Source organism: Marinobacterium halophilum (assembly GCF_003014615.1).
Taxonomy (GTDB): domain Bacteria; phylum Pseudomonadota; class Gammaproteobacteria; order Pseudomonadales; family Balneatricaceae; genus Marinobacterium; species Marinobacterium halophilum.
Genome location: NZ_PYGI01000008.1, coordinates 1 through 19,524 on the forward strand (window position 1 = coordinate 1; position 19,524 = coordinate 19,524).

15 protein-coding genes are annotated in these 19,524 nt (G+C 58.5%); 4 read left to right on the forward strand and 11 right to left on the reverse strand.

Going from position 1 to position 19,524, the window contains the following annotated elements; translation table 11 throughout:
• Window positions 1-106: 106 nt before the first annotated feature.
• Window positions 107-949, reverse strand: coding sequence for a hypothetical protein (locus CLV44_RS06760; protein ID WP_146139982.1), 843 nt, complete (start codon window positions 947-949; stop codon window positions 107-109).
• A 523-nt stretch (window positions 950-1,472) separates the two neighbouring features.
• The gene (gene clpB / locus CLV44_RS06765; protein ID WP_106591362.1) at window positions 1,473-4,049 is read right to left on the reverse strand and encodes an ATP-dependent chaperone ClpB; all 2,577 of its coding nucleotides are present in this window, start codon (window positions 4,047-4,049) and stop codon (window positions 1,473-1,475) included.
• Window positions 4,050-4,264: 215 nt separating this feature from the next.
• Between clpB and CLV44_RS06770 the strand changes: the two genes are divergently transcribed.
• The 3 genes from CLV44_RS06770 (at window position 4,265) to CLV44_RS06780 (ending at window position 8,422) form a co-directional block, all read left to right on the forward strand.
• Window positions 4,265-6,184 (forward strand): PhoX family protein, encoded by a 1,920-nt coding sequence (locus tag CLV44_RS06770; protein WP_106591363.1) that lies wholly within the window; start codon window positions 4,265-4,267, stop codon window positions 6,182-6,184.
• Between the two features lie 178 nt (window positions 6,185-6,362).
• Entirely contained in the window at window positions 6,363-6,689 is a 327-nt protein-coding gene (locus CLV44_RS06775) for a glycine zipper domain-containing protein (RefSeq protein ID WP_245912628.1), read from the forward strand.
• 104 nt (window positions 6,690-6,793) lie between these two features.
• The gene (locus tag CLV44_RS06780) at window positions 6,794-8,422 is read left to right on the forward strand and encodes a methyl-accepting chemotaxis protein (RefSeq protein ID WP_106591365.1); all 1,629 of its coding nucleotides are present in this window, start codon (window positions 6,794-6,796) and stop codon (window positions 8,420-8,422) included.
• A gap of 52 nt (window positions 8,423-8,474) precedes the next feature.
• On the opposite strand, the gene pgeF is transcribed toward CLV44_RS06780, so the two are convergent.
• Window positions 8,475-9,203 carry a peptidoglycan editing factor PgeF gene (gene pgeF / locus CLV44_RS06785; RefSeq protein WP_106591366.1) on the reverse strand — a complete coding sequence of 243 codons (729 nt, stop codon included), beginning with the start codon at window positions 9,201-9,203 and terminating at the stop codon, window positions 8,475-8,477.
• Window positions 9,200-10,168, reverse strand: a complete 969-nt coding sequence (rluD, locus tag CLV44_RS06790; RefSeq protein WP_106591367.1) for a 23S rRNA pseudouridine(1911/1915/1917) synthase RluD — start codon at window positions 10,166-10,168, stop codon at window positions 9,200-9,202. Before rluD ends, pgeF begins: the two co-directional genes overlap by 4 nt.
• A 134-nt stretch (window positions 10,169-10,302) precedes the next feature.
• On the opposite strand from rluD, the gene CLV44_RS06795 reads away from it, so the two are divergent.
• Window positions 10,303-11,271, forward strand: coding sequence for an outer membrane protein assembly factor BamD (locus CLV44_RS06795; protein ID WP_106591368.1), 969 nt, complete (start codon window positions 10,303-10,305; stop codon window positions 11,269-11,271).
• A gap of 76 nt (window positions 11,272-11,347) precedes the next feature.
• Here the strand turns inward: CLV44_RS06795 and CLV44_RS06800 are convergent, their stop codons facing one another.
• The 7 genes from CLV44_RS06800 to ribF all read right to left on the reverse strand — a co-directional run bounded on the left by CLV44_RS06800 (window position 11,348) and on the right by ribF (window position 19,523).
• Complete coding sequence (locus tag CLV44_RS06800; RefSeq protein WP_106591369.1) at window positions 11,348-12,976, reverse strand: NAD+ synthase; 1,629 nt, start codon at window positions 12,974-12,976, stop codon at window positions 11,348-11,350.
• Window positions 12,977-12,993: 17 nt separating this feature from the next.
• Complete coding sequence (gene thiO / locus CLV44_RS06805; protein WP_106591370.1) at window positions 12,994-14,100, reverse strand: glycine oxidase ThiO; 1,107 nt, start codon at window positions 14,098-14,100, stop codon at window positions 12,994-12,996.
• A gap of 56 nt (window positions 14,101-14,156) precedes the next feature.
• On the reverse strand, window positions 14,157-14,705 hold the full coding sequence (locus CLV44_RS06810; protein ID WP_106591371.1) for a GspH/FimT family pseudopilin: 549 nt from the start codon (window positions 14,703-14,705) through the stop codon (window positions 14,157-14,159).
• A gap of 81 nt (window positions 14,706-14,786) precedes the next feature.
• Window positions 14,787-15,221 (reverse strand): FKBP-type peptidyl-prolyl cis-trans isomerase, encoded by a 435-nt coding sequence (locus CLV44_RS06815; RefSeq protein WP_106591372.1) that lies wholly within the window; start codon window positions 15,219-15,221, stop codon window positions 14,787-14,789.
• Window positions 15,222-15,237: 16 nt separating this feature from the next.
• The gene (lspA, locus tag CLV44_RS06820) at window positions 15,238-15,744 is read right to left on the reverse strand and encodes a signal peptidase II (RefSeq protein WP_106591373.1); all 507 of its coding nucleotides are present in this window, start codon (window positions 15,742-15,744) and stop codon (window positions 15,238-15,240) included.
• Window positions 15,744-18,560, reverse strand: coding sequence for an isoleucine--tRNA ligase (gene ileS / locus CLV44_RS06825; RefSeq protein WP_106591374.1), 2,817 nt, complete (start codon window positions 18,558-18,560; stop codon window positions 15,744-15,746). Before ileS ends, lspA begins: the two co-directional genes overlap by 1 nt.
• Window positions 18,561-18,584: 24 nt before the next feature.
• Entirely contained in the window at window positions 18,585-19,523 is a 939-nt protein-coding gene (gene ribF / locus CLV44_RS06830; protein ID WP_106591375.1) for a bifunctional riboflavin kinase/FAD synthetase, read from the reverse strand.
• Between the last annotated feature and the right edge of the window lies 1 nt (window position 19,524).

The window sequence follows — 19,524 nt, forward strand, 5'->3', positions numbered from 1 at the left end:
CAAGCTGATCGTGGTGCTCAACACCATGCTCAAGAACGAGACACGCTGGGGCGAAAATATGGCTTAAATATTTAACTGGACACCACAGTCACTTGTTAGGCATTTTCTAGGGTGATAATTTATTATTGGCTTCAATTATGTACGTTAAAGGGTGCTGGTTAGTAAATTCTTCAGAGGAGAATTTTGCTTTAGAGAGCTCAAGGGATATTTTACCCACCTCTAGCAAAGCACCTCCAGCGGCCGTTACAGATGCTAGAATTGGCTCTCCAAATAAGACCGAAGAAAATGTGGCACCAGACGTTGCTAGCAATGACTTAGAGTTAATTAGCCCAGATAATACTCCGGTTTTCAAATCAAATCCGTGTTTCCGTGCTGCGCTATTGTAATCTTCTAATGACGAATAAAAGTGATCTATCAAAAAATCTTTGCTTTTACCCGCGTAGGTTTGATGGAGGTATAGCCTAAGTCTTCTTAGCTTGGCAACACTTTCAGTATCACTCCGAAACTCAAAGATCTGATTCCATTGCGCGTTCTCAGTATTGACAGCTGGAACATTTATCAGCTCAATCAGAATATCTTGAGTATTTTCCATTATGGGATTATTGGTTATCAATGAATCACCGGGAATTAAAATAGGAGTATCTCTAAATCCCGACTTTCTCATGTATTCATTCAAGCCAGCTCTAAATCCAGCCGAATTGGACAAATAAAAATCTAGGAAGCTGGCTTCAGATTCAAAAAAACCCGAATACTTACCATTTGTCTCTTTTTTATCTTCCCACAACTTCATTGTAGGATACTCGCCAAAAATATCGTATGTAAATGACAAACCTAGGTCCGTCAGAAATGAAACGACAGTAGAGTCCAATTCTGGGCTTCTGATGTTTGCTGGACAAGGCACTGTAGATAAAGGAAGCACATCATCGAAGTATAGAGATGCTGTCTTCATCTGATTCTCATCCCCAATACAAATTACTGTATCAGCACTTCTGTACGATTCCATTCTCACCTCATACTAATCATCGAATATCTGTGGACTGCCTAACAGTCTGTTTATGAGGTCTCCGACCTCATAATAATTATTAGAGGGTATACCTTTTAATTCCTGACACCATCAATTAACCAATTGATAGTTAAGGATTTAATTTTCAGGGCATTAATAAAAAGGTAAATCCGCTCGACAGAGCCGTGCTCAGCGGGTACGGCCATCGAAGCTGGCCATGAAGGCATAAGAGGTGAAACTTGGCGGGGTATAACCATCCCTAATACTCCTTCATTACGTGCTGAACTCCACCGTGCTTTCACCTGAGATTGCACGGTACTCCCTGTCATCCATTACCAACACTATAACCAGCCCCGCCTCGGCTGACTACACAACCTAAGTAAAATCCCCAACGCCTGAATTCACAAAAAAAAAGCCCACCGATTGCTCGGCAGGCTTTTCTCTCAGAGTGGATCAGGCAACCAGGGCGTTACTTGAACGTAAACTCCCCGGCTTCCACATCGACCACAATCTCTTTGCCCGGCTCGTACTCGCCAGCCAACAGTCGCTGCGCCAGCGCGTTTTCGATCCATTGCTGAATCGCACGCTTGAGCGGACGGGCACCGTAGATCGGCTCGAAGCCCACATCCACCAGCTTGTCCATGGCGGTGCTGGTCAGCTTGATGGTCAGGTCGCGTTCGGCCAGACGCTTGCGCAGGCGGTCCAGCTGGATCTCGGCGATACCGGCCACCTGTTCCTTGCGCAGGCTGTGGAATACCACCACCTCGTCGATACGGTTGATCACTTCCGGACGGAAATGCGTCCCCACCACTTCCATCACCGCGCGTTTCATCAACTCGTAGTCGTCATCGTCGCTGTAGTTCTGGATCAGGTCCGAACCCAGGTTGGATGTCATCACCACGATGGTGTTGCGGAAGTCGACGGTACGGCCTTGGCCATCGGTCAGGCGGCCATCTTCCAGCACCTGCAACAGGATGTTGAATACATCCGGGTGCGCTTTTTCCACTTCATCCAGCAGCAGCACCGAGTACGGCTTGCGGCGCACGGCTTCGGTCAGGTAGCCGCCCTCTTCGTAACCGACATAGCCCGGAGGCGCACCGATCAGGCGAGCCACGGAGTGTTTCTCCATGAACTCGGACATGTCGATCCGCACCATGGCGTCTTCGGTGTCGAACAGGAAGCTGGCCAACGCCTTGCACAGTTCGGTTTTACCCACCCCGGTCGGGCCGAGGAACAGGAAGGAACCGTTGGGGCGGTTGGGGTCTGACAACCCGGCACGCGAGCGGCGCACGGCGTTGGACACGGCCACCACGGCTTCGCTCTGGCCGACGACGCGGTGGTGCAGCGCATCTTCCATGCGCAGCAGTTTCTCGCGCTCGCCTTCCAGCATCTTGCTTACCGGAATGCCGGTCCAGCGGGCGACCACTTCGGCCACCTCTTCTTCGGTCACCTTGTTACGCAGCAGCTTGTGCTCTTCAACGGTCTGCTCGCTGCTATCGGCAGCCTGCAGCTGTTTTTCCAGCTCAGGGATGCGGCCGTACTGCAGCTCAGACATCTTGGCCAAGTCACCGGCACGGCGTGCCTGCTCCATCTCGACACGCGCCTGATCAAGCTGTTCCTTGATCTGCTGCGAGCCCTGCAGGCTGGCTTTCTCGGCTTTCCACACTTCGTCGAAGTCGGCGTATTCCTTCTCCAGCTTGGTGATGTTCTGTTCCAGTTCGGCCAGACGCTTGCGTGCGGCGTCGTCTTTCTCTTTCTTCAGCGCCTCGCGTTCCATCTTCAGCTGGATCAGACGGCGGTCGAGTCGGTCCATCTCTTCCGGCTTGGAGTCCATCTCCATACGGATGCGGGAACCGGCTTCGTCGATCAGGTCGATCGCCTTGTCCGGCAGCTGCCGGTCGGTGATGTAGCGCTGGCTCAACTTGGCCGCTGCGATAATCGCCGAGTCGGTGATATCGACACCGTGATGGATCTCGTAGCGCTCTTTCAGGCCACGCAGGATGGCGATGGTGTCTTCTTCGGTCGGCTCATCAACAATGACCTTCTGGAAGCGGCGTTCCAGTGCGGCGTCTTTTTCCACGTACTGGCGGTATTCATCCAGCGTGGTGGCACCGACACAGTGCAGTTCACCTCGCGCCAGCGCCGGTTTCAGCATGTTGCCCGCATCCATGGCCCCTTCGCCCTTACCGGCACCGACCATGGTGTGCAGTTCGTCAATGAACAGAATGACCTGGCCTTCCTGCTTGGACAGTTCGTTCAGCACCGCTTTCAGGCGCTCTTCAAACTCGCCTCGGAACTTGGCACCGGCAATCAGTGAACCCATGTCCAGCGACAGCACTTTCTTGCGCTTGAGGCCTTCGGGCACTTCGCCGTTGACGATGCGCTGCGCCAGCCCTTCAACGATGGCTGTTTTACCCACGCCAGGCTCGCCGATCAGCACCGGGTTGTTCTTGGTACGGCGCTGCAGCACTTGAATGGTGCGGCGAATCTCGTCGTCACGGCCGATCACCGGGTCCAGCTTGCCGGACTCGGCACGTTCGGTCAGGTCGATGCAGTATTTATCCAGCGCCTGACGGGTTTCTTCGGCGTTGGGGTCGTTCACGCTGTCTCCTCCACGCATGTTGTTGATGGCGTTCTCCAATGCCGGACGGGTCACGCCCGACGCTTTCAGGATCTTGCCGGCGTCGCTCTTGTCTTCCAGCATGGCCAGCAGGATCAGTTCGCTGGCGATGTACTGGTCGCCGCGCTGCTGCGCCAGCTTGTCGGTCAGGTTGAACAGCCGCGCCATGTTCTGCGACAGGCGAATCTCACCGTCGGGGCTGCTCACCACCGGCAGTTTGTCCAGGGCTTCGCCCACCTTGGCGGTCAGGGCCATGCGGTCGGCACCGGCCTGGCGCAGCAGCGGCGCTACCGAGCCGTTCTGCTGTTGCAGGAAAGCGGCCAGCAGGTGAACCGGCTCCATCATGTTGTGGTCTTTGCCGATCGCCAGCGACTGGGCATCGGACAGGGCTTCCTGTAAACGGGAAGTAAACTTATCGGGTCGCATAGACACTCCTGTTGATCTCCGTCAGCACCGGTTATCCGGCGTGCGTGTTGTCTATATTGGTTGTGTATATAGATAGGGGTGAACGTGGCCGGCTTCAAGAGCCACTGGTCATTAAATCAGCAATTGTTCATATAAAAGTGCGCGTCTTAATTCTGTAATAGCACAGGGGTACAACAATGCTTTGTTTTTCGGTAACCCGACACAGGATCAGTGACATGAATCAGCCCGATCATTTCGACCCCGAAGATCATCCGGAACTGGAACAGACCGACTTTGACCGCCTGACCGCCAAGGGCATCAACCGCCGCAACTTCCTGCGCGGCGGTGCCTCGGTGATGGGCCTGTTCCTTGCTGCCACGCCGCTGGCCCAGGCCGTGGCCGCCGCCACCCAGCCAACGCCCAGCAAGTTGATCGGGTTCAAGGCCGTGGCCGCCAGCACAGCGGATACCTTTGTGGTGCCGGAAGGTTATGTGGCTCAGCCGCTGATCTCATGGGGTGACCCGATCCTGAAGGGCGCACCGGCATTCGATGAGTCCGGCACCCAGAACGCCGCCGCACAGGCAGGCCAGTTCGGTGACAACACCGATGGCATGAGCCTGTTCCCGCTGGACCAGGACCGCGCCCTGCTGGCGGTGAATAACGAATATACCAACCAGGAATACCTGTTCGCCCATCAGGGCAAGCAGGCCCTGACCGCCGATGAGGTGAAGAAATCGCAGGCCGCACACGGCGTCTCCATTTTCGAGATCCGCCGCAACGCCAAGGGCGAGTGGCAGCTGGATAGCAACTCCACCTATAACCGCCGTATCACCGCCTATACGCCGATGGACCTGACCGGCCCTGCCGCTGGCCATGCGCTGATGCAGACCGCTGCCGATCCCAAGGGCACCCGCGCGCTGGGTACGTTCAACAACTGCGCCAACGGGCAAACGCCCTGGGGCACTTACCTGACCTGTGAGGAGAACTTCCACAAGTACTTCGCCTCACCGGAAGATGAGTTTGATGTTGAGTTGCCTGCACGTGAGACACGCTACGGCCTCAAGTCCGGCAACCGGGATTACCAGTGGTATCGTCACGACGAGCGTTTTGATCTGAGCAAGCACCCAAACGAACCGCACCGCTTCGGCTGGGTAGTGGAGATCGATCCGATGGACCCGACCGCCACGCCGAAGAAACGCACGGCACTGGGCCGTTTCAAGCATGAGAACGCGGCGCTGACGATTGATCCGTCCGGCCATGTAGTGGTCTATCTCGGTGATGACGAACGCGGCGAGCATCTGTACAAGTTTGTCTCCAAGGATACCTACAACCCGAATGATCAGGCGGCCAACCGCGATCTGCTGGAAGACGGCACGCTGTATGTGGCGCGCTTCTCCGCCAACGATGGCGAGATCAAGGGCCAGGGTGAATGGATCGAGCTGAGCCACGGCACCAACGGCCTCACCGCCGCCAACGGGTTTGCCGATCAGGCCGAAGTGCTGATTTTTGCCCGCGAAGCCGCCACTCAGGTGGGTGCCACCACCATGGACCGCCCGGAATGGGTCGCGGTACATCCAGACAACAAGGCCGTGTTCTGCACCCTGACCAACAACAAGAACCGCGGCAAGGATGGCCAGCCGGTGGGCGGCCCCAACCCGCGTGCCAAGAACAACTATGGCCAGATCGTGCGCTGGTGGCCGCACAAGGCCAGCCATGTGGATAACCGCTTTGACTGGGATCTGTTCGCCATCGCCGGTAACCCGACGGTGCAGGATGGTCTCTATGCCGGCAGCGCCAACATCAACGCCGACAACATGTTCAACAGCCCTGATGGCATCGGCTTTGACGATGCCGGTCGTCTGTGGATCCAGACCGACGGCAAGTATTCCAACAGCGGCGAGTTCGCGGGCATGGGCAACAACCAGATGCTCTGCGCCGACCCGGCTACCGGCGAGATCCGTCGCTTCGCCACCGGCCCGATCGCCTGCGAAATTACCGGCCTGACCTTCTCACCGGACCAGCGCACCGTCTTCATCGGCGTGCAGCACCCGGGTGAAAAAGGCACACCGTCCCACTTCCCGGCAGGCGGCAACAGCAAACCGCGCTCCACCATCATGATGGTACAGCGCACGGATGGCGGTGTGATCGGCAGCTGATACCGCCCCGCCTGCATCCACCCGAAGGGGCTGCCCGGCTGACGGCGCAGCCCCTTTTTGCATCTTGTCGATGGTGTTCCCAACCGCGCTTTCATGCCCTATTCAGTCGTGCCGGTGTTTCATAGGCGGCATCAGCAACGGTCGAACCACGGCCGTGGCAATCGATTAGGAGAAGGGTGTGAAGAACGTAATGCGAGCGGTAATGCTCACGGTACTGCTGCCAACCACCGCCATGGCAGGAGACTTGAGGGTCGATTCGGCAATGGGAGGCGCACTCGGCGGCGCGATTGGCGGTGCATTGGGGGCGGAACTGGGCGGCCGTGATGGTGCCATTATCGGTTCCGGCGTCGGTGCAGCCATCGGCACGTCGGTCAATACCCGGGAACACCGCGATGACCGTCACCAGGATGATCGGCGCTACCGCCGCCACGATGACCATCACCGGGACCGCCGCCACAACGCAACGTTCTGCCCGCCCGGACAGGCCAAGAAGGGTCGCTGCTGAGCCACCGCGTAGAGATGCGCCAGCCAGCCCAGATCAGTAGCAATACGGGCGATACGGGGTAATATGTAAAACTGCTTGCCATTAACAGCATACAAGGAGCTTACATGCTGTCTGCCCTCGCCCGTTCCATGCGCATCAAGTTGGTACTGTCTACGCTGGTCTCCAGTAGTCTGCTGGTGATTGTGCTCATTATGGCCCTGATTCACCTTGATCGCAGCGAAACCCGCTTTCTTGGTTATATTGACCACGATGCGCGCGCCATGTCATTGCTGCAAAGTGCCTTGGCAGACGGTTTGCTATCGGGTATTGCGATCCGTAACAAGGTATTCAATCCTGCATTAACACAGACCCGTAAGGTCACCGAAGGCGCTATTGGTCGGGTGGATGCTGCCTTGGCCGATCTGAAACAGCTGTACCAGGATCAACCGGCAATGGCAGCTGAGCTACAGACCCTAGCCACCGCTTGGCAACAGAATCGTGCAGAAAAGCTGCAAGTACTTGAACTGGCCGAGCAGGGCCGCCTGGAAGTGGCAAGTACTCATCTGATGGAAGTTGAACACAAAGGCTGGTTTGCCATTCGTAACGGTTTGCAGGCCCTGATGGCCCAACAGGATGAGATCCGAGAAACAACGCGAACCGATGTACTGGCAGGCAGTCAGGCAGCCTTGTGGCAAACATTGATGCTGACAGTATTGGCACTGATTTGCAGCCTGCTGCTCACCGGCTGGCTCAGTGGCAAACTGTCACAAGGGGTACGGCAAGCCTTGGCGGCCATGCAACAAATTGCCGGTGCTGATGCCGACCTTAGTCACCGACTCAATGTCAGCTCCCGCGATGAAGTCGGGCAGTTTGCGGCCAGTTTCAATCTATTCATGGACCAGTTGCAACAGCTGGTTACGGAGATCCGCACAACCGCCACGCAGCTTAACCAGGGGGTTGAACAACTGGGGCAGGCCAGCGCCTCTTCCATGAACAGCATTCATAAGCAACGTAAGCAGACTGAACTGGCTGCAACAGCAATGAACCAGATGAGTTGTAGTGTGCAAGAGGTTGCACAGCATGCAGGGGCAACCGCTGATGCTGGTCATGAGGCGGGCAAGGCATCAACACGGGGGCAGCATGAAGTCCGTGCCACCCTGAGCGGGATCGAGCAACTGGCCGCCGGTGTAGACGAATCCACCACCGGCATTCGCCAACTGGTCAGCGACAGCGAACGCGTGAGCAAGGTACTTGATGTCATTATCGACATTGCCGGGCAAACCAACCTGCTGGCCCTGAATGCTGCCATTGAAGCTGCCCGTGCCGGTGAACAGGGGCGTGGCTTTGCCGTCGTCGCCGATGAAGTCCGCGCATTGGCCGGTCGCACCCACAGCAGCACAGCCGAGATCCGTGGCATTCTGGACCACTGGCGCAGCAGCATTCAGATTGCCAGTGAACGCATGGAAGCGGTCTCCAAACATTCCACACACACACGCACGCAAGCAAGCCTGACCGGTGAAGCATTGGAGATGATTCAGGGAGCAGTAGATCACATCGAGTCCATGACAATTCAGATCGCAAGTGCCGCTGAAGAGCAGTCGCTGGTTGCCGAAGATATCAATCAGCAGTTGGCCGCCATCGACCAGCTGGCAGAACACAGTGATAAGGCTGCACATGAAACCGCCACTATCGGCCAGGCGCTTCAAGTACAGACACGAGGCTTGCAGACACTGATCAAACGCTTCCGCATATAGCTGATAAACAGGCGCTGCTGAGCCACCGGTTTTCAGCCTGAGCGCGTAGCGATCACTCGATCCAGATCAGGCTCGCCATGCGACCGGTCTTGCCATCGCGGCGGTAGGAGAAAAAGCGTTCATGCTCGTCATGGGTGCAGTAATCACCGCCGCGTACCGTGGTCACACCGGCCGCCAGCAATCGCCGCCGCGCCAGCGCATAGAGATCCGCCAGCCAGTGCCCTGCATGCCCGGGCGAAGGCTTGAACGCCAGTTCGGCACCGGCATCCGCAGCCAGAAAGGCCGCGCGGACTTCCGGCCCGACTTCAAAGGCGGTCGGGCCGATCGCCGGACCCAGCCAGGCGCGTACCTGCGCCGGATCATCGAACACATCCAGCGTTGCTTCCAAAACACCGTTGAGCAACCCGCGCCAACCGGCATGCGCCGCCGCAACGCAGGTGCCCTGCGCATCGGCAAACAGCACCGGCAGACAATCAGCCGTCATCACCGTACACACTACACCGGGGGTTCGCGTCCAGCAGCCATCCGCTTCGCGCACAACACCATCGGCCCGCGCTTCCACCACCTGCACCCCATGCACCTGGCTGAGCCATTGCGGCTGGCCAAGTTGCAGTGCCTGTTGCAGGCGACGGCGGTTCTCGGCCACCGCCGTGGGGTCATCGCCCACATGATCACCAAGATTCAGGCTGTCCCAGGGAGCGAGGCTGACACCGCCATCGCGGGTGGTGGTCAATGCCGCCACTCCGGGTGCCAGCGGTTGCGCGGGTCGAATCAGTTTCATAGCTCGTAGTCGTACTCGGCAGAATCACGCTTGAGCACCGCCAGCAGCTGCTGCATGTCCTCAGGCAGATCGATCTCCCAGGAGACCAGTTCACCCGTTCCCGGATGCCAGAGTTCAAGGCGCTTGGCATGCAGGGCCTGACGGCGGAAATTACGCAGTGTCCTTTCCATTCCCGCCCCGCAGCCCTTGGGCAGACGGAAACGGCCGCCATACATCTGGTCACCGATCAACGGGTAGTTGATGTGCGACATGTGGACACGGATCTGGTGAGTCCGGCCGGTTTCCAGCTTCAGGCGAATATGGGTGTGGGCACGGAATTTTTCCAGTACGCGGTAATGGGTCACCGCTTCCTTGCCGAGGCCGACCACCGCCATCTTCTGTCGGTTCTTGGAATGACGCCCCATGGGTTCGTCAACACAGCCACCGCCGGTCATCACGCCGTGGACCACGGCTTCATATTCACGGCCCATGGTGCGTTCCTGCAGCTGCACGACCAGTTCGGTCTGGGCGGCAATCGTCTTTGCCACCACCATCAAACCGGTGGTGTCCTTGTCCAGACGGTGAACGATACCGGCACGCGGCACCTGCGCAATATCCGGGCAATGGTGCAGCAAGGCGTTCATCAGGGTGCCGCTGTCATGCCCGGCAGCCGGATGTACAACCAGGCCGGCTGGCTTGTTGATCACCAGGATATCGTCATCTTCATAGATGATATCCAGCGGAATCGCTTCACCTTCATGGTTTTCGATCCGTGCCAGTTCGGTACGCACTTCAATCAGTTCACCGCCATTGAGCTTGTCACGGGTGCGTTTGACTTCACCATTGACCTTGAGGGTGCCCTCTTTGATCCAGCCCTGGATGCGGGAACGGGAGTAGTCGGAAAAAAGTTGGGCCGCGGCCTGGTCGAGGCGCATACCGAACATCTCGGCCGGTACCTGTACATCGAGTTCTAGCAGTTCTGACATCTGTATGATTCTTCGTCGGCGGATGTTTTGGCATGGGCTCCGGTTATGTTTAAATAGACCGGATAACTATTGGCCAGTATAACTGAATCCGGCCAGTCACGCCGAGTCCGGCTCCAGTATCAGGAATGATGAACATGCGACCCTTGAAAGTCTTAGCCACGGTAGTGCTTTTCAGCCTGCTTTCCGCCTGCTCATGGTTGGGAGGTGAAAAGGAAGTGGCCCCGGATGTCCCCGAACAACAGCTCTATGATGAAGCCTTGAGCGCACTGGAAGCCGACAACTACGGTCTGGCCATCGAAAAGCTGCAGCTGCTGGAGGCGCGCTATCCGTTTGGCCGCTATTCCGAGCAGGCCCAGCTGGAGCTGATCTATGCCTACTTCCGCAACTATGAGCCGGTATCGGCGCGTGCGGCTGCAGATCGCTTCATTCGTTTGCACCCCAACCATGACAACATCGATTACGCCTACTACCTGAAAGGGCTGACGGCGTTCGAGGAAGACCGTTCCTTCTTCGAAAAGTACCTGCCGCTGGATGTCAGCCAGCGTGATCCGGGCGCGGCTCTGGACTCGTTCGAAAGTTTTTCCGCCCTGCTCAACCGTTATCCGCAGAGCGAATACGCGCCGGATGCGCAGAAACGCATGCAGTACCTGAAGAACCGTCTGGCGACCCACGAGATCCATGTGGCGGCCTACTACATGAAGCGTGAAGCCTGGGTGGCCGCTGCCAACCGTGGCCGCTATGTGGTGGAAAACCTGCAGGAAACCCCGGCCGTCCCGGATGCACTGGCGATCATGGCCGAAGCCTATACCGAGCTGGGCATGCACGACCTGGCCAAGAACTCGATGGACGTACTGAGCCTAAACTACCCCGAGTATCAGGTACGCCCGTTCAAGAAGGCCCGTGCCACGCTGACCCAAACCGCGACCTTCGGTCTGCTGGGCGGTGCCGAACCGGCTGAACCGGCACGTCCGATTCCGGCGGCGGATCGCATGCGTGCAGACGCGCAGAAACGCGCTGATGACAATGCACAGCAGCAGGAACGCTCACTGTTCGATCGCATGACCTTCGGTGTGTTCGAAGACGAGAACAACGCTGCCAAATAAGTGCGACGGCACGTTCAACATACGAAAAGGGCCAGCATCTGCTGGCCCTTTTGCGTTGTGGATAAGGTACTGACGCTCAGATACCGGCTTTCCAGCCGGATGTGATCGGATAACGGCGGTCACGACCGAAACCGCGTTCGGTTACCCGCGGACCGATCGGAGCCTGGCGGCGCTTGTACTCGTTGATATCCACCAGGCGCAGCACCCGGTTCACATCGGCAGGTTCAAAACCTTCGTCAATGATCGCCTGTGCCGAGTAGTCCCGTTCCACGTACAGTTCCAGAATGCGGTCGAGTACGTCGTAGTCGGGCAGGTTGTCCTGATCGGTCTGGTCCGGTGCCAGCTCGGCGGATGGCGGACGGTCGATTACGCGCTGCGGGATCACCGGGGAAACGGTATTGCGATAGCGCGACAGCTGGTAGACCAGCGTTTTCGGAATATCCTTGAGCACATCGAAGCCACCGGCCATATCGCCGTACAGAGTGGAGTAGCCCACTGCCATTTCGCTCTTGTTGCCGGTGGTCAGCACCAGATAGCCCTTCTTGTTGGAGATCGCCATCAACAACACGCCACGGCAGCGCGCCTGCAGGTTCTCTTCCGTGGTATCCGGGGCGTAACCGGCAAACTGTCCCTGCAGCTGCTGCATGAAGCTGTCGTACAGCGGCTCGATGGAGATCACGTCATAGGTGATGCCCAACGCCCGCGCTTCGGCTTCGGCGTCTTCAATACTCATTGAGGAGGTATAACGAAATGGCATCATCACCGCTTCAACCCGTTCCGGTCCCAGCGCGTCGACGGCAACGGCCACGGTCAGGGCCGAGTCGATACCCCCGGACAAACCCAGCACCACACCCTTGAAGCCATTCTTGTTGATGTAGTCACGCACCCCGGTGACCAGTGCCTGATATACGCTGGCATCACGGCTCGGTACCACCAGGCTGGGCTGCTCGGGGGTTAGAGTTCCAGTACTGGCAGCGAAGGTCGCCGTGTACAAAGCTTCCTCGCAATGCGCACCCTGGAACAGCGTTTCACCCTGCGCCGAAATGAACATTGAGTTGCCATCGAACACCAGCTCGTCCTGGGCTCCGGTCTGATTGAGATAGACAACCGGCGCACCCAACTGCTGCGCGCGCTGGGCCACCACATCGATCCGCTGTGCCGGTTTGTTGATGTGGTAAGGCGATGCGTTCAGGCTCAGCAACAGGTCGACACCCGCTTCAGCCAGCTGTGCGGTCGGCGTACTGTGCCAGATATCTTCACAGATGCTCAGGCCGATGCGCACGCCTTCGTGTTCAAACACGCACGGCTGATCACCGGCCACGAAGTAGCGCTGTTCATCGAACACCTGGTAGTTGGGCAGGCACTGCTTGGCGTACTCGGCGATCAGTTCACCGTCACGGATCACGCCGGCCATGTTGTAGAGCGCACCGTCACGGTAGCGCGGATAGCCCAGCACCAGGGTAATGCCACTGACTTCGGCCATGATCCGGTCCAGTGCCTGCGCAATGCGCAGTTCCAGACTGGGGCGCAGCAGCAGGTCTTCCGGCGGGTAACCGCTCAGGGCCAGTTCGGGGAACAGCACGAGATCAGCATGATGCTCATCCCGTGCCTTGAGTGCGGTTTCTATAACGCGGCTGGTATTGCCGGGGATATCCCCGACCAGCAAGTTCAGCTGGGCCATCAGGACCCGTGTCGGTGTGCTCATCGATCTCCCGCTACTTCTCAGCGTGCTGTTAAACGTCCAGCAGGAGAGTATGCAGCAGGATTGATCACAGGTGAACGCTTAAGCAGCAGATCGGCCAGCAAACGGGTCGATGCCGGTGCCAGTACGAGGCCGTTGCGGTAGTGGCCGGTATTCAGATGCAGACCTTCCCAGCCCGGGACCGCGCCGATGAAGGGCACACCATCCGGTGACCCCGGACGCAAACCGGCCCAGTGGTGTTCGACTTCGTAGTCCGCCAGTTCCGGCACAATGCGGGTGGCGGTATCGAACAGTGAGCGGCTGGCCTCTTCTGTGGTGGTCTTGTCGAAACCGACATGTTCCAGCGTGCTGCCCACCAGCACTCGGCCATCGTTGCGCGGGATCACGTAACGACCCTCCAGCATCACCACTCGATCCACCACACCCGGCGCCGCCTTGAATACCATCATCTGGCCGCGTACCGGCGCGACCGGCAGCTCCAGTCCCAGTTGCGCCAGCAACTCGCCACTCCAGGCACCACCGGCCAGAATCACCTCATCCGCCTTGTGCTCGCCCCTGGCGGTCTTCACGCCCGTCACCCGTTCACCAAAGGTGCTGAAGCCGATCACTTCGCTGTCTTCACACAGGGTCACGTTGGGGTCTTGCTGGACGCTCAGGCGCAACGACTGGCCCAGGCGCGGATTGCGGATGCTGGCCACTTCCGGCATCCAGATGGCCGACTCGAAGCCGGGCGCAACATGGGGCTCGGTACGGTAGATGAAATCGGCATCGACCTTGACCATCGGCCGATGAAAGCGCTGGGCCCAACCCAGTGCTGCCTGCTCTTCCTGCGCTTCAACCGCCAGCATCAGCATGCCCTTCTGGCGCAGCTCAGGGTCCAGACCGGTTTCCGCCAGCAACTCCTGCGCCAGGTGTACGTAGCTGGTCTGCGACCAGAGCGCGAGCGCAGTGACTTCATCCTGGTAGCGCCAGGGATACAGCGGCGAGACAATGCCGCCCCCCGCCCAGGAGGCTTCGCGGGCACTCTGGCCACGTTCGATCAGTTTTACCTTGGCCCCGGCCTGAGCCAGCAGACGTGCCGTCATCAAACCGATGACGCCCGCTCCCACAATCAAAAAGTCGGACATGTATCGACGCTCCCTCATTACGTCTTAAGTGACGGCTCCACCCCATGTAGAGCCGATCAGTCATGCTCGGAGGCTGTTTGTACCCTGCGCACCCGTCCCATCATGGAGACGATAACCCGGTGCTCCCGCGTACTGTTGGGTGTCTGGATGGTGAAAGTTCCGTTCGAACCACCCAGCACCGTGCCATCCGGCTGGTAAACAAGTGAATCACCACGATTCCAGAGTATGGTCGCAGCTGATGAAAAGTTCGCAACGTAAAACACTGTTTCATCATTGCTCACGGTACGGTTCTGATCCAGATCAACAAACAGTAAACCACCGGACCAGGCATGGGTGCCTTGACGACGGGTATCGGCACATTGCTGACCGTCGGCGCTGTGACACAGGGTCACCCGCTGGTTACGCATGAGAGCAGAAGAACGCGCCGATGCCAGCAAGCCGGTCAGGTCGGTTTCCACGGCACCCAGCCGGCTACGAGCCAGCAGGTCAGTGAATGCAGGGGGCGCTAGTGATGTCAGGATAGCCAGAATGGTAATGCAGAGCAGCAGCTCGACCAGGGTCAGACCCCGTTGCCGGTGGTCTGGTCCTGTGCAGTGATCGTCCATGATCAGCCTCGTTGTATTGGTCCATATCAGGCTTGTCCTTAAGCCTTCAGACCCCGAGACTGATCACAAATCGTTCAGCTGTCAAGCCGCTTCGACGGCCTTCACTTCCACTTCGAAGATCAGCGTCTTGCCCGCCAGCGGGTGATTGAAATCGACGGTGACCTTGTCGTCGCTGAAGTCGACAATCATGCCCGGCAGTTCGCCACCCGGTTCCTGGAAGGATACGACCAGTCCCGGCTCCAGCGTCATGTCCTTGAACTGGCTGCGCGGCAATACCTGAATATTGCCCGGGTTGTGCATGCCGAAACCGCGTTCGGGCGCGATCGTCAGTTCAGCGTGTTCACCGGCCTTGAGGCCCAGCAGAGCCTGCTCAAAGCCGTCAGGAAGGTTGCCGTCACCGAAGGTAAAGCTCGCCGGCGCGGTGTCGAAGTTACTGTCGATCAGCTGCCCGTCTTCAAGCTTGATCGCAAAATGCAGGGTAATGGCCTTGCCCGGGCCAATAGCGGCGTCTGTCATTTTCTATGTTCCTTGTTCAATCTGGCGCTTTGCCGCTGAAGAAGAACATGTCGACCAGCAGCAAACAGGTCCCTACAGTGATGGCACAATCGGCGATGTTGAACGCCGGAAAGTAATAATTGGCCCAGTGCAGGGAGATAAAATCAATTACGTGACCATGTACACTACGGTCGAACAGGTTGCCCAGAGCACCGCCCAGCACCAGGGCCAGACCGATGCCAAGACATTTCTGCGCCACCGGCGTGCGTCGCATCCAGTGCAGCAGGAAGGCGCTCATGCCGACCGCAATGGCGACAAACAGCCAACGCTGCCAGCCACCGGCCGAGGCCAGAAAACTGAAGGCAGCACCGGGGTTGTATAGCAGGGTCAGGTCAAACACCGGCAACAGCGGCACCGGGTTGGCGTAGGTCAGCAGGCTGTCAGCCAGGTACTTGCTGACCAGATCGATCACCAGTACCAGCAGAGTCAGCCAGAGCCAGCGCAGGGCGCTGGCTCCCATGGCGGGGACGGTTACAGTCGTCATCAGGCAATATCGCGCTGCTCGCCCGCACCGTCTACGTTGGTAACGCAGCGGCCACACAGCTCAGGATGTTCGGCATGACTGCCGACATCTTCACGGTGGTGCCAGCAACGACCGCACTTGGCATGAGCGGATGCCGCAACGGCCACTTTCAAACCTTCAACCTCGGTCGCACGGGCATCACCGGCATCTGCCAGCGGCTGCAACGTTGCTTCAGAGGTGATCAGCACAAAGCGCAGCTCATCGCCGAGGCGCTCCAGATCCGTTTTCAGCGCATCATCAACGAACAGCGTTGCTTCTGCGGCCAGTGACGCCTTGACCAGCTTCTCGCCACGGGCATCTTCCAGACACTTGTTGACAGCATCCTTGACCGCCATGATGCGCTGCCAGAAGTCACGGTCGAGAGCGCTGTCGTCGGCCAGTTCAAACAGGCCGTCATACCAGGTGGTCAGCAGTACCGAATCCTTGTGCTCGCCCGGCAGGGCGGCGTAGATCTCTTCAGCAGTGAAGCTGAGGATCGGGGCGACCCAACGGACCAGTGCCTGCGCAATGTGGAACAATGCGGTCTGGCAGGAGCGACGCGCCAGCGATTCCGGCTGCGTGGTGTACTGACGGTCCTTGATGATATCGAGGTAGAAACCACCCAGTTCCTGCACGCAGAAGTGGTGGACCTGCTGATAGACATCCAGGAAACGGTAGCTGTCGTAGGCGGCAATCACTTTCTGCTGCAGCAATGCGGCGGCATCCACGGCCCAACGATCCAGCGCCAGCATTTCATCCGGCTTGACCATATCGGTGGCCGGGTTGAAGCCGTTCAGGTTGGCCAGCAGGAAGCGGGAGGTGTTACGGATACGGCGGTAGCTGTCGGCGGTGCGCTGCAGGATCTGCTTGGACACGGCCATTTCGCCGGAATAGTCGGTAGACGCAACCCACAGGCGCAGGATATCCGCACCCAGGGTATCGGTCACTTCCTGCGGCCCGATCACGTTGCCGAGCGACTTGGACATTTTATAGCCCTTCTCGTCGACGGTGAAACCGTGGGTCAGTACCTGCTTGTAGGGTGCGCAGCCGTTGATCGCGATGGAGGTCTTCAGCGATGACTGGAACCAGCCACGGTGCTGATCGGAACCTTCCAGGTACAGATCCGCCGGGAAGCGCAGGCCGTCGCGCTGACGCAGCACGGCATGGTGGGTCACACCGGAGTCGAACCAGACATCCAGGGTATCGGTAACCTTGTCGTAATCGGCCGCTTCAACCCCGAGCAGTTCGCTGGCGTCCAGCTCGAACCAGGCATCAATGCCGCCCTGCTCGATCTGCGCCGCAACCTTCTCGATCAGTTCATGGGTGCTCGGGTGCAGTTCACCGGTCTGCTTGTGGGTAAACACGGTGATCGGCACGCCCCAGGTACGCTGACGCGAGACACACCAGTCCGGGCTCTGGTCGACCATGGATTCGATCCGGTTCTGACCCCACTCGGGGAACCACTGCACGCCCTTGATCGCATCCAGTGCCTGGCTTTTCAGCTGTTTGGCTTCCATGGAGATGAACCACTGCGGCGTGGCGCGGTAGATCAGCGGGGTCTTGGTGCGCCAGCAGTGCGGGTAGCTGTGCTGGAAGCGCTTGAGGTGAACCAGTTTGCCTTCACGCTCCAGTGCGTCACAGACCGGACCGTCAGCCTTGTACACGTGCACACCGGAAAATTCGCCGGCTGCATCGGTGTAGGTGCCGTTGGCCTGTACCAGATTCAGGGTGCCCAGGCCGTACGCCTGACCGACCACAAAGTCTTCCATGCCGTGGTCGGGCGCGGTGTGTACGGCACCGGTACCGGCATCGGTGGTCACGTGGTCACCGAGGATCAGCGGTACCTGTTTGGCATAGACCGGGTGTTCCAGCTGCAACAGTTCCAGTGCGCTGCCATTACAGGTCGCCAGCACGCTGAACTTGTCTACGCCCCAGCGTGCCATCACGGCATCAACCATTTCGGCTGCCAGCACCAGGCGCTCAACACCCTGTTCGGTGTGTGCTTCAACCAGTGCGTAATCGAGATTGCCGTTGATGGAAACGGCCTGGTTGGCCGGAATGGTCCAGGGGGTGGTGGTCCAGATCACGACCGATACCGCACCCTCGCCTTCAGTCGTGCCGAACAGCGCCAGCACCTTGTCCTGATCGACAAAAGTGAAACGCACGTCGATGGCGGTGGAGGTCTTGTCCTGGTACTCCACTTCGGCTTCTGCCAATGCGGACTGACCGACTACGCTCCAGTACACCGGCTTGTAGCCTTTGACCAGATGACCGTTGTCGATGATCTTGCCCAGCGCACGCACGATGTTGGCTTCGGTGTCGAAGTTCATCGTCAGGTAGGGGTTGTCCCAGTCGCCCAATACACCCAAGCGGATGAAATCGGCTTTCTGGCCCGCAACCTGTTCGGCGGCATATTCACGGCACTTCTGACGGAATTCACGGTAGGGAACCTTGTCACCGGCCTTGCCGATCAGGGTTTCGACCTTGTGTTCGATCGGCAGACCGTGGCAGTCCCAGCCCGGCACGTAGGGGGCGTCGAAGCCGCTCAGGGTCTTGGACTTGATGATCATGTCCTTGATCACCTTGTTGACTGCATGACCGATATGGATGTTGCCGTTGGCGTAGGGAGGGCCATCATGCAGGATGAACTGCTCACGGCCCTTGCCCGCTTCGCGCAACTGACGATACAGGTCGATTTCATCCCAGCGCGCCAGTTGTCCCGGCTCGCGCTGGGGCAGGTTGCCACGCATCGGAAATGCCGTTTCCGGCAGGTTCAGTGTCGCTTTGTAGTCGGTCATAACAGGTCGCTTCCAGAGGTAAGGTCAGTCCCGGCCCGCCTGGCTGAACCAGGCGCGGACATGTTCAATATCGGCTTCAATCTGAGTTTTGAGCGCTTCCAGCCCGTCGAAGGCACGCTCGGTGCGGATAAACTGGAGAAATTCGACCCGCATCAAGCGGCCATAGATCTCCTCACCGCTGTAATCCAGCAAATGAACCTCCAGCACCGGTTGACGACCATGCACCGTCGGGCGCATGCCGACATTGCACACGCCCTGCAGGCGTTGGCCGTCGAAATGGGCATGCACGGCAAACACGCCGCGCAACGGGCAAGCATAGCGGTGCATGCGCACGTTGGCAGTCGGTACGCCGAGCTGGCGGCCCAGTTTCTGTCCGTGCATGACGCGTCCGGTCACGGCATAGCGCCAGCCCAGCAGCCGTTCGGCAAGAGCAAAGTCATTCTGCTGCAGTGCTGTACGGATACGGGTACTGCTGACCCGCTCTCCAGCCAGCATGAAGGTAGTGGTGTTCTCAACGCTGAAGCCATGACGCTCGCCAGCTTCACAGAGCATGGCGAAGTCACCACGACGGTCACAGCCGAAGCGGAAATCGTCACCCACCACAAAATGCTTCACCGCCAGTCCCTGCAGCAGCAGCTCGTCGATAAAGGCTTCCGCCGACATGCTGCGCAGGCGGGCGTTGAAGGTCAGGCACAGCACGCGGTCGACGCCCTGAGCCGCCAACAGGCGGACCTTTTCGTCAAACCGGGTCAGCCGTGGCGGAATGCTGTCACCGCCGAAGAACTCACGCGGTTGCGGTTCGAAGATGATCACCACACTGGGCAGTCCCAGTGCAGCCGCCTTGGCCTTGACCTGCGCCAGCACTCGGGAGTGCCCCTGATGCACACCATCGAAATTACCGATCGTGGCAACGCAGCCACGGTGTCGGTCACGCAAATTGTGTAAGCCTCGTATCAGTTCCATG

Bases quoted from the DNA above. Each gene is read 5' to 3' on its own strand.
- CLV44_RS06760 (WP_146139982.1), bottom strand. From the start codon at position 949: ATGAAGACAGCATCTCTATACTTCGATGATGTGCTTCCTTTATCTACA.
- clpB (WP_106591362.1), bottom strand. From the start codon at position 4,049: ATGCGACCCGATAAGTTTACTTCCCGTTTACAGGAAGCCCTGTCCGAT.
- CLV44_RS06770 (WP_106591363.1), top strand. From the start codon at position 4,265: ATGAATCAGCCCGATCATTTCGACCCCGAAGATCATCCGGAACTGGAA.
- CLV44_RS06780 (WP_106591365.1), top strand. From the start codon at position 6,794: ATGCTGTCTGCCCTCGCCCGTTCCATGCGCATCAAGTTGGTACTGTCT.
- pgeF (WP_106591366.1), bottom strand. From the start codon at position 9,203: ATGAAACTGATTCGACCCGCGCAACCGCTGGCACCCGGAGTGGCGGCA.
- rluD (WP_106591367.1), bottom strand. From the start codon at position 10,168: ATGTCAGAACTGCTAGAACTCGATGTACAGGTACCGGCCGAGATGTTC.
- CLV44_RS06795 (WP_106591368.1), top strand. From the start codon at position 10,303: ATGCGACCCTTGAAAGTCTTAGCCACGGTAGTGCTTTTCAGCCTGCTT.
- CLV44_RS06800 (WP_106591369.1), bottom strand. From the start codon at position 12,976: ATGAGCACACCGACACGGGTCCTGATGGCCCAGCTGAACTTGCTGGTC.
- thiO (WP_106591370.1), bottom strand. From the start codon at position 14,100: ATGTCCGACTTTTTGATTGTGGGAGCGGGCGTCATCGGTTTGATGACG.
- CLV44_RS06810 (WP_106591371.1), bottom strand. From the start codon at position 14,705: ATGGACGATCACTGCACAGGACCAGACCACCGGCAACGGGGTCTGACC.
- CLV44_RS06815 (WP_106591372.1), bottom strand. From the start codon at position 15,221: ATGACAGACGCCGCTATTGGCCCGGGCAAGGCCATTACCCTGCATTTT.
- lspA (WP_106591373.1), bottom strand. From the start codon at position 15,744: ATGACGACTGTAACCGTCCCCGCCATGGGAGCCAGCGCCCTGCGCTGG.
- ileS (WP_106591374.1), bottom strand. From the start codon at position 18,560: ATGACCGACTACAAAGCGACACTGAACCTGCCGGAAACGGCATTTCCG.
- ribF (WP_106591375.1), bottom strand. From the start codon at position 19,523: ATGGAACTGATACGAGGCTTACACAATTTGCGTGACCGACACCGTGGC.